Annotated in this window: 9 protein-coding genes; 8 read left to right on the forward strand and 1 reads right to left on the reverse strand. The window is 65.7% G+C overall.

The window, feature by feature from the left end; translation table 11 throughout:
* Positions 1–32 precede the first annotated feature (32 nt).
* From MUN33_RS01815 to MUN33_RS01845, 7 genes are all read left to right on the forward strand, one after another.
* Positions 33–3959: a coiled-coil domain-containing protein gene (locus MUN33_RS01815; protein WP_244803206.1), complete on the forward strand. Its 3927-nt coding sequence runs from the start codon at positions 33–35 to the stop codon at positions 3957–3959.
* 2 nt (positions 3960–3961) lie between these two features.
* Positions 3962–4384, forward strand: a complete 423-nt coding sequence (locus MUN33_RS01820) for a hypothetical protein (RefSeq protein WP_244803207.1) — start codon at positions 3962–3964, stop codon at positions 4382–4384.
* 589 nt (positions 4385–4973) lie between these two features.
* On the forward strand, positions 4974–5906 hold the full coding sequence (locus MUN33_RS01825; protein ID WP_244803208.1) for a hypothetical protein: 933 nt from the start codon (positions 4974–4976) through the stop codon (positions 5904–5906).
* A 59-nt stretch (positions 5907–5965) separates the two neighbouring features.
* Positions 5966–6811 carry a hypothetical protein gene (locus MUN33_RS01830; protein WP_244803209.1) on the forward strand — a complete coding sequence of 282 codons (846 nt, stop codon included), beginning with the start codon at positions 5966–5968 and terminating at the stop codon, positions 6809–6811.
* A gap of 38 nt (positions 6812–6849) precedes the next feature.
* Positions 6850–7866, forward strand: a complete 1017-nt coding sequence (locus MUN33_RS01835; protein ID WP_244803210.1) for a hypothetical protein — start codon at positions 6850–6852, stop codon at positions 7864–7866.
* 143 nt (positions 7867–8009) lie between these two features.
* Complete coding sequence (locus tag MUN33_RS01840) at positions 8010–10013, forward strand: OPT family oligopeptide transporter (protein WP_244803211.1); 2004 nt, start codon at positions 8010–8012, stop codon at positions 10011–10013.
* Positions 10014–10087: 74 nt separating this feature from the next.
* Positions 10088–10663: an NADPH-dependent FMN reductase gene (locus tag MUN33_RS01845; protein ID WP_244803212.1), complete on the forward strand. Its 576-nt coding sequence runs from the start codon at positions 10088–10090 to the stop codon at positions 10661–10663.
* Here the strand turns inward: MUN33_RS01845 and MUN33_RS01850 are convergent.
* Positions 10647–12935 (reverse strand): acyltransferase family protein, encoded by a 2289-nt coding sequence (locus MUN33_RS01850; protein ID WP_244803213.1) that lies wholly within the window; start codon positions 12933–12935, stop codon positions 10647–10649. The two genes, MUN33_RS01845 and MUN33_RS01850, sit on opposite strands and share 17 nt — an antisense overlap.
* A 236-nt stretch (positions 12936–13171) precedes the next feature.
* On the opposite strand from MUN33_RS01850, the gene deoC reads away from it, so the two are divergent.
* A complete protein-coding gene (gene deoC / locus MUN33_RS01855; RefSeq protein ID WP_244803214.1) occupies positions 13172–13828 on the forward strand; it encodes a deoxyribose-phosphate aldolase in 657 nt (218 codons plus the stop codon).
* The last annotated feature ends 178 nt before the right edge of the window (positions 13829–14006 follow it).

Raw genomic sequence — 14006 nt, forward strand, 5'->3', positions numbered from 1 at the left:
AAGCACTTCTAGAGAACAGGTACACCCCGTTGATGAGCTCTCCATCCTCCTTGTTGTTGACCCGGTTGAAGACACGGGTCAGTTTGTGGCTGCCGATCATCCTGTCCACTGTTGTGGCGCTCGCGCTGATCGCTGAGTCGTCCAGTGCGTTGGCGGTCGCCCAGGGCGAGCAGAACCAGCAGGTGCAGCAGGAGGCCGAAGAGCAAGCAGCCGAACAGCTGGACATCACCGATACGGCTGATGCGAGGCAGTTCGCCGTGGACATGCTCGAGTCGAACTTCCCTGCCTCCCGCGATGCCGCCGCCGCAGCATTGGCCGGCTCAGAGGCAGACTTCGAGGCATACAAGGACGGTGGCTTGGAGACCGCTCAGAACCAGGATCTGCGTCAGATCCTGGTGACGATCTCCGCAATCAGTGGTCCGAAGGTTCAGGAGAAGGTCACTGAACTGCTGGATGCCAATGACGGCGCCGGGGACACCGAGGCCATCGCCGAATTCATTGATGCCGGGTGGCAGGAGCTTCAAGCCCAGGATGACCGGGCAACAGCGTGGCAGGCTGCTGAGGCCCCGCGGGGGACAGCCCTGAAGCGGGCGGCGGATGCCGCGCTGAAGGACAACAGTGCCGAGGCGTTGGCGGAGTTCGCCGCCACTGGTGCGGACACTGCGCGTACCCACGACAAGCGTCGTGAGGTCTATGAACTGTCGACCTCTGAGCTGCCCAGTGTCGCCGCCGGGGCCCAGGAAGCCTTGCGAGTCAACACTGACACGGCCATTGACACGTTCCTGCGTTACGGCCAGTTCGTCGCGGCCTCCCAGGACGCCGAGAAGATGAACACCAGCCAGCTGGTGAATCTGGCGATCACGGAGGCCAAGAAGGCCTCTGAGGCCAACAGCCTCGCGGTTCAGCAGGCCGACAATGCTGCGCGGGCATCCGAGAATGCCCGGCGTGCCGCACAGAAGGCCCGTGATGAAGCTATCGCTGCTGACAAGGAACAGGTGAAGGCTGGCAACGCCGCGAAAACTGCGGGTGAGCTTGCCAACCAGGCTGCCCGTGTGGCGGATCAGGCGGTGGCAGCGTCCCAGGAGGCACGCATCGCTCTGCAGCAGACCGCTGATGCGCTGGCGCGGGCCGCCGCTGCTGCCAGTCAGGCGCGTGCCGCGGCGGCCACCGCTGCCGCACGAGCATCGGATGCGTCCCGTAATGCCGGCGACGCCCGGGCTGCACGCATCGCTGCAGAGCAGGCTAACAGTGCTGCTCAAGCAGCAGACCTGTCCCAAGAGGCCTACCGGCACGCCAACACTGCTGCTCGCCATGCCGGCAACGCGGGTGCCGCAGCATCTGCCGCGGCTGGCAATGCTGAGGCCGCGGCTGCGGCGGCTTCTGAGGCTGCCGGAGCTGCTGGTGTCAGTGAGTCTGCGGCTGCCGAGGCACGTGCGGGTGCGGCCAGGGCTCGTGCCGCCGCTGGTCGCGCGAGGGCTGCTGCGAATCAGGTTGACCAGTTGGTTGTGCGTATCCAGGACCTGGTGAACAAGGCGCGTGATGCGGCGAAGCAGGCGGCTGAGCATGCTCGTCGTTCGGCGAGTGCTGCTGAGGAATCTGCTCAGTATGCCGGTGAGGCCGAGTACGCGGCACGCATGTCGGGCAAACACGCCGAGGATGCTGCTGCGGCGGCGAAGGCAGCGGATGAAGCCATCGATATTGCAGAGGCAGCCAATGAGATCTCGCGGGCTGTTGCTGATGACCGGGCCGCTGCTGAGAAAGACTTCCTGCGCGGTGAGGCCGAGGATGCGCGTGCTGCGCAGGACGCTCTCGATGCTGCTGCACGCGAGGAGGACGAACGCAGGGCGGAACTGAGAAAGAAACTGGACTCTCTTGGCGTGGATGGGCCCGGAATGCGTGGCCCCCGAGAGGGCGTGCCCGGGGACGAAGGCGAGAAGGAAGAAGCCCCGGATCCACGGGAGTTCACGGGGGACATCGCCACGCTTCGCGAAGCAACCGTTGCTGCCGCGCTCGTGGGAGGTCCTAATGTGGCTGGCGCAGCTCAGACTGCGCTGGAATCGGGATACGACGATGACCTTAAGATGTTCGCTCTCAGCGGGTACCCGGCTGCGGTCAGCGCAGATGAGAGTCAACTGTTGCGGGATTGGTGGGAATCCGACCCCAATGAGGATCTCCGTATCGAATCAGGTGAATTCGCCAACGCAGACGCAGAAACCGTTAATTGGTTCGTTACAGAACGCGCTACAGAACTCCGTACACCAGGATTGAGAGAAGCTACCTGGAATTTACGGGAGACCGCTGGTCAGCGTACCATATCTGCAGCAGATAACGCTCTTCGAAGTGGGACGTATGAAGATCTCAATGAATTTGTGAATGAAGGGGGATACGAGAAGGCACGGTGGAGTGATCAGGTTAAGCAGGCGTATGACCTAGCCGAGACTGGTGGCCCTGAGGTTCAAGCAGCGGCAGAAGCCGCTGTCGTAGGGGACCGAGCTGGTCTCAATGAATTTATAGTGGTTGAGCAGTATCGCCGAGCAGCGATGGACGAGCAGCGGGTTACTCATGACGCAAACATAAGTTCGATGCTCGCGGTAGGCCGGCGAGCCGCCGATCTTGCTGGCGAGTTCGCCGCGAACGCCCAAGCGGCCCACGAAAATGCGCTTGGTTCGGCTTCTAGGGCTCGCCAGTATGCCAACGATGCGGCAGAGTTCGCTGGGCACGCCCAGGAATCCGCCCGGATAGCAGGCGATCATCTCAGGTACGCTCAGCAGTCGTTGGACTATGCCAAAGCGCAACAGGCGCGGGCTCATCAAGCAGCTGCAGCAGCTGAGTCCGACGCCTCTCAAGCAGAAGCAAATGCATCGGAGGCGACTAGTCATGCCGTCGATGCCCGTGCCTCAGCCACCGCAGCAGCTAGTTCAGCAGCCTCCGCACGGTCCTCTGCTGAGGCCGCAGGCCAAGACGCTGCTCGTGCGGCCCAGGCCGCTGATGATGCTTATCAGGCAGCTGTCGCCAAAGATCTTGCTGAACAGGCTGCGGTGCAGGCAGCCCAAGAAGCAGAACTTATCGATAAACCGACTCCCGAGTCGGATGAGGACCTCATCAGCATGCTCAAGAGAGTCGTCGGGCCAGTTGTTATCGACACGATCTTGGAGTTCTTAGGAGTTAACGACCTGCGACGATGCTTTGGCGGCTCCGTATCAAGCTGTCTTATGGCGGCAATCAACGTCCCTGGGTTCGGAAAGATCCTTAAGGCTGGAAAGTTAGTTGGCGCTGTCCGCCAACTGGTCGGAAAAATTGGCGATGTGCGTGATGCATTCCGAGCGCGACGAGCCCGCAACGCCGAACGAAGTCAATCGGTAAAGAATCTTCCGAACTGCCCAGCTCGGGCATCCGCGTCAATGATTTGGCAGCAGGGCGCCTTTTCGCACAGTTCGACAACTAGGAACCTTCTAGATTACGGCCGACAAGAGGGGTTAGGGCTCTCGAGGTTTGATTTCTCGCAACGAGGACCCGCGCGTTGCTCAATCAAGCCGACTCAGGAGCGTCCTTATCGAGGAGGGAACTTCGACCACCTTGCAACCGGTAAATGGAACGACGTGGCACACCAGCGACACCACATCATCTCAGGGGCGGTTATCAGAAATAACCCTGGAATTATGCCAGGTAATCTAAAATATGGAAATGCGCCATCGATTCAGATGACGAAAGAAGATCATAGGCGAACCCTTAGTCACCCCATGTACCCAGGAAATGCGAAGTATCGAGAACATCAAAAGGATCTCATGGAGAAGGGCAACTACGATGAGGCCTTCGCTGAAGAGTATCGTTATATCCAACAGGAATTCGCGGGCAAGTACAACACTGCATTGGAGGAGATGATAGACTATGCTGCCGAAATGGGCCTGGTTACGGTGCATCCAGGCACCGGAAAACCACTAAGATCACAGGGGGTATAGCTGTGGAATTCTCGACACTTTCTGCATTTCCTCTCGCCACCGGACTCTCCAGGGAAGAATACATAAGTATACTCTCCGACCCAAGGGAAACCGTAAATCAATGGAATGATATGATCTCGGGTTATATTGAAGTCGATGGTGAAGAAAGGGAGTGTGTTATTGGTTTCGAATCAAACGCCGCAACGAGTGTATCTGTTGTCCAGCTGGAGAAAGGGGATACGTTCTTCGATGTCTCGTTGAATGATGTTGCTGCGAGAATTAGGCAGAATATTAGCGCGACTGACAAGGATTCGATTCTGACGGCCGATTATATCGCACTTCCCGACCATAGAGTCGTATTGTATTTTGTCGAGGAGGAGGCATGTGTGATTAGATGGTTTGATCCTAAATTGTACACTCCGAGTGAGTTCATCTGTGCCATTTGATGTCCGATGAATATCTGCTCCCCCGTCGCAGAGGATGCGTGAATTCGATCCTACGATTCTCTTCGTTGAGGAGTTGTCGGTGCGGGTAGCAGCCTGCGAGGCTTACTCGGAATATATTCTAAATAAACCTCGTGGTGTCAATGGTTCGCGATGGTGAATGTGTAACTGCGCAGTTGCTCTATGTCGAGTCGAAGATTGATCACACGTTCCTCGGGATACCACTACGTGGCGACGATGTGCCGTCGCCGTCGGATTTTGCTTCGGCGCTGAACGCTCGCGGTGTCAAAGCGGTCGTCCAAAATTCCACGGTAGTTCTTCCGCAGGATTTTGTGACGATAGCGCTTGGTGATTCCCTTTGCTGGTGGGATTCCGGGTACTGGAGCGCTGACGAGTTCATCGACAACACTATATTGATCTAGAGGTTAGGATAATGTTCGGACTTGGTAGAAAAAATACTATTTCGCACAAGGCTCGGGACCAAGACTCTCCGTCCTCGGCCCCAACCGGTGGCGTCACACCGGGCACTCCCGATGCCGCGGGTTCGGCCAAGGCCGTCCAACTCGTGGCCTCTGGTGCTGGCCTCACCGCCGTGAGTGACGGCGCTACGTGCCTGTGGTTGCAGTCCGCGGCGATCGGGCTGGATGAACTGGACCTCGACGGGCTCGACCTGCGCATCGAGGTCTCGGGGTCATCGGAGTCTCCGCTGACCCACGATGCGGTGATGGACTGGCACGGAGTTCTCGATGGCCTGGACCCGATTGATATCCAACGCCTAGTCAACGCCTGGAATGATCGGTTCGTCGCCCCGCGGGTGTTCTCCTACGAGGACAGTCAGGGCCACACACGGTTGCGCGGGGAAATGATCATGACCTGGTGGGAGGGCCATACTGTCGCACAGCTCGACGAGTACCTTCGGGCCGTCGTATTCGGTGCGATGAACCTGAACCAGTGGCTCGACGAGCAGTGGCCGCAGGCTGAAAGGCACGCACCGGACATCGTGGCCCAACCTGGCGGGGTAGGCCTGGGTGGCGAGGACCGCGGGGTGGCCGCCACCGAGGAGATGGCGGCGCAGTTCATCACCCCGGGTAACGCGTCCGGTTTCGCCTCCGGTGACACCACACCGGTGACCCCGCACCGTATCGCCGAGGATCTCGCGTCCCGGTCCGGGCAACTCTCGCCGGTGGACGATGACGGGGTACTGCGGATCCGGTGGGGACAGCCGGCGGTGAATATCGCGGTCAACGGTGACGTGCTCAGTGTGTCGTCCAGTGCCGAGGTGATGCTCGCTGACCCGGAGAACGCAGACCCGCTGTTACCGGTGACCTGGAGGTGGTCGACGAACCGGGCCGGGGCCGTGGCGGTGGTGCACCGCAACTCCGACGGGTCCACCTCCGTGATCTACGCGCTGCACCAGTTCGTCGGCGCGGGGATGACCGACCGGCAGCTGCAGGCGACGGTGTCGCAGACCTGCGAACTGGTCGCGGACTGCATGATGGCCCTCGCCGACGAGATCACCGGCTGAACCCCACCACCGACGCCTGACGACACCCCCTACGAGACCCACAGAGAATCGAGATGCCCATGAACACGTCCTCCCCGTCCCGTCACCGCCACGGGACTATCGCCATGGCGGTGCTGGCCGCCGGTTGTCTCGGGTTGTCCGCCTGTGGCGGCGATGATTCGACCCCGTCGAGCCCGGACGCCACGACCGCCAGCTCCGCCGTGGAGGTCCCGGATGCCGGACAGCCCGCCTCGACGGCGCCGGCGGACCTGATCGTGGACGACACGCTGACCCCCGCCGGCTACGAGTACATCCCGCCGACGGGTGAGGACGAGCCGTCCCTGGCCGAGCTGTTCGGCGAGCTGTCCGATGACCCGGAACTCGCCGACGCGGAAGGACTCGTCGGCGGTGAGGCACTGGGGGAGGCGACCCAGGCTGAACCGCTGCAGTGTACCGGGCTTGCGGTGGACCCGTTGACCGTCATGGACTGGATGTTCCGCCCGACCGGCACCACCGCCACCGCGAGCTACACCCCGGTCGACAGTGACGAGGACGGCGTGGTCGTCATGGTCACCACCGACGAGACAGACCCGGCCTCGTTCCCGGCGGACGTTTCCGAGTGCGCGGAGTTCACCCGGGCGATGAGTGACGAGACCGACAACGGTGTGCAGCACTACACCGCCGAACCGGTGGACATCACCGTCGACGGGGCCGAGGTGCTCGGGGCGGCGCGGGTCACCCTGACCGGGGTGGAGGTCAACGGCCAGCCTGTCGAAGGTGACGGTGTCGCTTCCACGATGACCACGGTCACCGCCACGGTCGACGGCGTCACGTTCACCGTCGCCGCTTCCGGGACAACGGATACAGCGATGGTCGGCAGCATGGCCTCGGCTCAGGCCCAGCGCATCACCAACGCACACAGGTAAGACACCCAGGCAACACCTCGAGGAGACAACGAACTCACATGGCACTGTGGAAGAGAAAGTCCAGGGACAACCGACAGGCACAGCAGGCGGCCCCGACGTCGGCATCGCAGATCCCGCAGCGTCGGCAGCCGGCCCCGGCGGACGCGGTGTTCGCCCTGCCGGTGCCCGGTCACGACGACATCACCGTCACCGTCTCCGCGACGGTGGGTGCGGCACCCGGGCGTGGTGAACCGCCGATCCTGATCGCCCGGGCGCAGTGGGACGGTGTGCTCGACGGGGAGGACCCGTTCGGGGTGGCACTGTCGGTGACGTTGTTTAACGCGGCGAATGCGGCACCTCGGTTGCAGCTCTACCGTGACGGGGCCGGGCACACGCGCATGGCGTTGGACACCGTACTCGCTGGTTTCGGCGGGTTCACCGAGGAACAGATCACTGACTGGGCGCCGATGGCTGCCGGGCTGGGGGAGCAGCTGGCCGAGATCGTCGGGCAGACGTGGCCGCACGCCCCACGGACCGCCCACCCGGACACGGATGCGGCCGGCGCTGCCGGCGACCCGGTGGAACCGTCGTCCCTGGCGGGCAGGCTCATCGACGTCGTCGGGGCGCAGCTGCCGGCGTCCCAGGCGACGCCGGTGACCCCGGAGCGGCTCACTGCGCTGCTGTTCGGGCCAGGTACAGAGGACCGGGTGCTGGAGGACGGTGACGGCAGCAGGCGGGTGGGGTTCCACTGGAACGGCTACGACATCGACGTGACGGTCGTGCACGACCTGGTGCTGGTCGACACCGGGGTGTACATCGGTGGGCTGGATCGGCCGGAGTTGGAGTCGCTGGCCTCTGCGGTGGCTGCGCACAACGACAACGTCACCGGGACGACGGCGGCGCTGGTGAACCTGGGCAGTCGTGAGGAACCGGACTGGGTGGTGCGGGCGTTGATCCACCGCCCGGCCAGCGCGATGGGGGACGACCAGCTGGAGTTGACGGTGATGAGCAGTGCGGCGATGGTGTCCAAGACCGTCGCCGATCTCCTGGGGCGGGCCGCACCCGGGGGAATATAGCCCGCTGTTGTATCTGTCGGACGGGCGACTAGAGTTTCACGGGTCCCACAACTGAACCGATGACGTCACCGGCGCCGGGTCCGCGACGATGAGTCCGCGACAATGACCTGGCGCCGTCACGTCCGTGAAAGCGAGCCGACGACATGGCCGACAACAAACCTGCGTCCCCGATCCGCGAGCTCACCGTCCGCGCGGTCGTCCTCGGTGGTCTGATCACCCTGGTCTTCACCGCGGCGAACGTCTACCTGGGGCTGAAGGTCGGACTGACCTTCGCCACCTCCATCCCGGCCGCGGTGATCTCGATGGCGGTGCTGCGCCGCCTGCAGAACCACAGCATCACCGAGAACAACATCGTGCAGACCATCGCGTCCGCCGCCGGCACCCTGTCGGCGATCATCTTCGTGCTGCCCGGTCTGATCATGATCGGCTGGTGGACCGGCTTCCCCTACTGGACCACCATGCTGGTCTGCCTCATCGGCGGCGTCCTCGGCGTGCTGTACTCCATCCCGCTGCGACGCGCACTGGTGACCGGCTCGGACCTGCCGTTCCCCGAGGGCGTGGCCGCCGCCGAGGTGCTCAAGGTCGGTGAGGACGACTCCTCCGACCCCGACAACCGCAGCAACCGCGACGGCCTGCGCGCCATCATCGTCGGCGGTCTCGCCTCGGCCGGCATGTCACTGCTCTCGGCGCTGAAGGTCACCACCTCTGAGCTGGCCGCCACGTTCCGCGTCGGCGCCGGCGGCACCATGGTCGGTTCCAGCCTGTCGCTGGCGCTGATCGGCGTCGGCCACCTCGTGGGTCCCACGGTGGGTGTGGCGATGATCGTCGGCCTTCTGATCTCCTTCGGTGTGCTGCTGCCGGTCTTCACCGGCGGGGAACTGCCCGTGGTCGGCGACATCTCCGAGGCCGTCTCCGCGACCTTCGCCAGCGACGTGCGGTTCGTCGGTGCCGGGGCGATGGCCGTCGCCGCGGTGTGGACGCTGCTGAAGATCATCGGCCCGGTGGTCCGGGGCATCGCCGCGTCGCTGGCGGCGTCACGGGCACGGAAGCAGGGCGAGCAGGTCGCGCTCACCGAGCGGGACATCCCGATGAAGGTTCTGGTCATCGGGGTCCTGGTGCTCATGCTGCCGATCGGGTGGCTGCTGTGGTCCTTCCTCAGCGGCACCGGTGTCAGCCACCACACCGGGTCGCTGATCACCCTGAGCATCCTGTTCGTCCTGCTGCTCGGTCTGGTCATCGCGGCGGTGTGCGGTTACATGGCCGGTCTGATCGGCTCCTCCAACAGCCCGATCTCCGGCGTCGGCGTCATCGCGGTGCTGCTGGCGGCCCTGCTGATCAAGCTGGTCACCGGTAACGACGACGGTGGTCACCCCACCGCCCTGGTCGCCTACACCCTGTTCACCGCCACGGTCGTCTTCGGCGTCGCCACGATCTCGAACGATAACCTCCAGGACCTCAAGACCGGTCAGCTCGTCGGCGCGACCCCGTGGAAGCAGCAGACGGCGTTGATCATCGGTGTCGTCTTCGGGTCGCTGATCATCCCGCCGGTGATGGGGCTGATGGCCAGCGCCTTCGGTTTCGCCGGCACCCCGGGCGCCGGTCCGGACGCCCTGGCGGCACCGCAGGCGGGCCTGCTGTCCTCGGTGGCAGAGGGTATCTTCGGCGACTCCCTCGACTGGGGTCTGATCGGGCTCGGCGCGCTGATCGGCATCGGCGTGATCGTCGTCGACGAGGTGGTCCGCCGGATGTCGGGGAAGCGGTTCGGCCTGCCGCCGCTGGCGGTGGGCATGGGCATGTACCTGCCGATCAGCCTCACGCTGATCATCCCCGTGGGCGCCTTCCTCGGCTGGTTCTACAACCGGTGGGCCGACCGCCGCGCGAACGCGGTGACGGCGAAGCGGCTGGGTGTGCTCGGTGCCACGGGCCTGATCGTCGGCGAGAGCCTCTTCGGTGTGCTCAACGCGGGCATCATCGCCGGTACCGGCGACTCCGAGGCGTTGGCGATCATGCCCGAGGGTTGGACCGGGGCGTCGCAGTGGCTCGGTGCGCTGGTCTTCGTGGGCATCATCCTGGGTGTGTACCGGTGGACGCAGCAGCGCTCGACCCGGTCGGGGCAGGCCAGCGGGGACCACGCCACGGCAATGTAGTTGACATGTCAACTATGGTATCGTCGGGCTGGCAATATAATCGCTGACTCCACCATCCCCCAAGGAGCACAACCATGACCAGCATCGGCATCATCGCAGGATCCACCCGTCCCGGCGCCTTCAACCCCCAGGTCGTCGCCTGGGTCAAGGAGCAGCTCGACGCCGCCGACGTCGACAGCACGGTCATCGACTTCGCCGACTACAACCTCCCCGTCCTCGACGAGGAGATCCCCGGCGGTGCGCACCGCTACGCCAACGAGCACACCAAGGCCTGGGGCGCGGCGCTGGAACCGTTCGACGGCTACATCGTGGTCACCCCGGAGTACAACCACAGCGTGCCCGGCCCGCTGAAGAACGCGATCGACTTCGTCGGCTCCGAGTTCGCCCACAAGCCGGTCGCCTTCGTCTCCTACGGCGCCGACAAAGGTGTGCGCGCCGTCGAGGCATGGCGGTCGGTGTTCGCCAACTTCCGCGCGGCGACGGTCCGCGACATCGCCGCGTTCTCGATCTTCACCGACGTGGAGGACGGCGTGTTCGCCCCGCAGGAGACCTCCACGGCCCCCTTCGCCGGGCTCCTGCGGGACCTGCTGGCCTGGGCCGAGGGGTTCGCCGTCGTCCGCGACCGCCTCTCGGCTACAGCGCGCAGCTGATCGAGGGGTCCTTCTTGCCCGCGGCGGCCTGCCGCAGGCCGTCCTCCACGGCGTCGGCGTAGTAGCCCTGGCCGATGTCGTTGGGGTGGACGCCGTCGCCGATCAGGGCGTCCGGGTGCTCCAGCGCCAACTGGCACCACGGTGCCAGGTAGACGTCCGGGTGGGCCGCGGCGTAGTCGAGTGCCTGCTGCGCGGCGGGGGCGATCCCCTCCACGTAGCCGTAGGGCACCACCAGGATGATCTTGTGGCCTGGGCCGATGGTCTCGACGATCCGGTCGAGCTGCCCCTCGAAAGCCTGGCCGTTCGTGCCGAATCCCAGCACCACGTACTCGCCCAGCGTCCCGTTCGCCGCCATCGCGCCGATCGGCTCCTCGCCCCCGGTGTAGTGGCGGGACGTCTCGGCGTCGATGCTGATCCCCGGGAACCGCTGCTGCAGGGCCAGGGTGGACGCCAGCATCACCGAGTCGCCGACTGCGGTGATCTCGTCGCCGGACGGCAGGCCGGGTGCGGCCGCACCCGGGGCAGGGGCATCGTCCTGCCGGGCGGCGGCGTCGTCCTGCAGGGCGGCCATCTCCTCGAGCTGGAGCTCCAGCTCCGACTTCTCCGGGCTCTGCCCCAGGGCGGAGCCCGCGAACAGGGTGACCACCAGGACCGCGCCCGGGACCGCCAGCAGCTTCGTGGTTCCCAGCGACTGCAGCGTCCGGCGGTAGCCGTGACGGCGCAGCGGCGTCTCCACCCACCGGTAGGACGCCTCGCTGAGCACCAGGCTCACCACCGTCGCGACGAGGCCGACGGCCCAGTCCGGGACGTCCGACCCTGGCTCCTGCATCAGCGCCCGGGCGAAGACGACCACCGGCCAGTGCCACAGGTACAGGCTGAAGGACCGCTCCCCGAACCAGCGCAGCGGACGCCACCGCAGCAGCCCCGCCACCGGCCCCGCCTCCCTGAGCGACGTGGCGATCAGCGCCACGGACAGCAGCGAGGCCAGGAACAACCCGCCGCGGTAGGTCAGCGGGTCGGTGTCGGGCAACGTGAGGAACATGACGGCCAACGCCACCAGGGCCACCGTCCCGCCGACCCACGCCAGGGCCGCGGACCGGCGCGACGCACCCACGGGGGAGAACGCCGGCCAGGAATCCGCGGATGACGCCCCGGCCGACGTCGCCACCAGCGCCAGGACCACGCCGGCGAGCATGCCGAAGGCGTGGGTGTCCGTCCCGAAGTACACCCGGGACGGGTCGGTGTCCGGATCGTGCAGCACGATCATCGCCACCAGGGACGCGACACCCAACCCCGTGGCCACGACCGTCGCGACACGGAACGGCCCCGCCGTGCGTCCGATGCGGTTCCGACGGCGCACCTGCCGCGCGAACCACAGGCACGCCAGCAGCAGCAACGGCCACAGGACGTAGAACTGCTCCTCGATCGCCAGGGACCAGTAGTGCATGAAGATCTGCGGCGTGGTGTCGGCGAAATAGCTGTTCGACTGGGCGATCTGCACCCAGTTGTTCACCGAGAACAGCGACCCGAGGAACTGCGGCACCAGCGCCACCGTCACGTCCCCGCCGATGACCCCCGCCACCGCCGTGGAGACCAGCAGGACCGTGACGGCCGCCGGCAGGATCCGTCGGGCACGCCGCCGCCAGAACTCCTTGAGGTTGATACGGCCAGTCGCACCGATCTCACGCACCAGCAGGGAGGTGATGAGGAACCCGGAGAGGACGAAGAACACGTTCACCCCGAGGAAACCGCCCGGGAGCACGTCGCCGAAGAAGTGGTACACCACCACGGCCAGCACGGCGATGCCGCGCAGGCCGTCGAGCCCGGGGACGCGCCGGATACGTCCCGGCTTCAGGACCGGGGTGGACGGCGCCGGGGCCGGCGGTGGTGTGATCGTCGCTGCCCGGGCCGGTGTGGGGGCGGCTGCCGGTGCGGGTGCAGGCGCAGGGGCGGCTGCCGGTGCGGGGGCAGGCTCGCGGACGGGCTCGGGGGCCTGGTCGGGTTCCTGTTCGACGTCAGGTTCCGGGGCCACCGTGGTGCCGAGGTCGGACTCCACCGTCGCCGACCCCCCGGCGGCGTTGCCCGGTGCCGGCGGCGGGCCGGTCGGAGCGGCGAGCACGATGGGCTCGGCGGGCTCGGCAGGCTCGGCGGGCTCGGCGGGCTCGGCGGGCTCGGCGGCTCGAGGCGGCAAAGGAGTCCGCGTGATCCCGGGTGCAGGGGGTGCGCCACCCGGGGCGGTGAGGACGATGGACGGGCGGGAACTGGTGGCCATGGGCGTGACGGGAGGACTCTCAGAGGACGACAGTGGTGAAACCATAACGGTAGCCGCGCCCCGTGCGCTGCCCCAAAGCACGCGGGGAATGCTCCCGGCACCCCCACCGCCGATCGGTCGCGACCTGCGGATTGTTAATTTAGGCACCCTCTAATCTCACAAGGATTCGGCAGAAGCGGGGAACCTTGTGAGATTAGGGGGACAGGGGGCGGGGCCCGGCCGGTAGGCTGCAGACCATGCAGCGCACCGAACTCGCCCGCCTGATCGACCACACACTGCTCACGCCGCAGGCCACGTCCGCCGACGTGGCTGCACTCGCCGCGGAGGCCGGCGAGCTGGGGGTCTACGCGATCTGCGTGTCGCCGTCCCAGCTGCCGGTGGCCGCACCCACGGGTGTGCAGGTCGCGACGGTGGTCGGTTTCCCGTCGGGCGCGGTGAAGCCCGGGGTGAAGGCGGCCGAGGCGGCCCGGGCCGTGGCGGACGGTGCCGCGGAGGTCGACATGGTCATCAATCTCGCCCTGGTGAAGGAAGGGCGGCTCGATGAGCTGACCAGGGAGATCGCGGGCGTCCGTGCCGAGGTCCCGGCACCGGCGGTGCTCAAGGTGATCATCGAGTCCGCCGCACTCGACGACGCGGAGATCGTCGCCGCCTGCCGGTGTGCCGAGGAGGCCGGCGCGGACTTCGTGAAGACCTCCACCGGTTTCCATCCTGCCGGCGGGGCGTCGGTGGAGGCCGTGCGGCTGATGCACGAGACCGTCGGCGGACGGTTGGGTATCAAGGCGTCCGGCGGGATCCGGTCGCTCGAGACCGCCGAGGCGATGGTCGCCGACGGTGCCACGCGACTGGGGATGTCGGCCTCGGCGGCGGTGCTGGACGAAGCGGGACTGTTCTGACCGCACACCCGGCAGGTTGAGTGCCCAGGTCATCGAATCGCCGGATTCGTGACCTGTAGGCTCAATCCGCCGCGCACCCCGTGCTCGCCGTCCGCCCCGTGCTCCTGTGCTCCCGGTCAGAACAACCCGGCCGCCCACGCCCGTCCCGGGCACTGCTAAACCTATGCTTCCTGGCAGG

This window comes from Corynebacterium kalidii (assembly GCF_022869005.1).
Taxonomy (GTDB): Bacteria; Actinomycetota; Actinomycetes; order Mycobacteriales; family Mycobacteriaceae; genus Corynebacterium; species Corynebacterium kalidii.

What these genes read in the sequence shown, in the direction of transcription:
- MUN33_RS01815 (WP_244803206.1), top strand. Translation starts at nt 33, where the DNA reads ATGAGCTCTCCATCCTCCTTGTTGTTGACCCGGTTGAAGACACGGGTC.
- MUN33_RS01830 (WP_244803209.1), top strand. Translation starts at nt 5,966, where the DNA reads ATGAACACGTCCTCCCCGTCCCGTCACCGCCACGGGACTATCGCCATG.
- MUN33_RS01835 (WP_244803210.1), top strand. Translation starts at nt 6,850, where the DNA reads ATGGCACTGTGGAAGAGAAAGTCCAGGGACAACCGACAGGCACAGCAG.
- MUN33_RS01840 (WP_244803211.1), top strand. Translation starts at nt 8,010, where the DNA reads ATGGCCGACAACAAACCTGCGTCCCCGATCCGCGAGCTCACCGTCCGC.
- MUN33_RS01845 (WP_244803212.1), top strand. Translation starts at nt 10,088, where the DNA reads ATGACCAGCATCGGCATCATCGCAGGATCCACCCGTCCCGGCGCCTTC.
- MUN33_RS01850 (WP_244803213.1), bottom strand. Translation starts at nt 12,935, where the DNA reads ATGGCCACCAGTTCCCGCCCGTCCATCGTCCTCACCGCCCCGGGTGGC.
- deoC (WP_244803214.1), top strand. Translation starts at nt 13,172, where the DNA reads ATGCAGCGCACCGAACTCGCCCGCCTGATCGACCACACACTGCTCACG.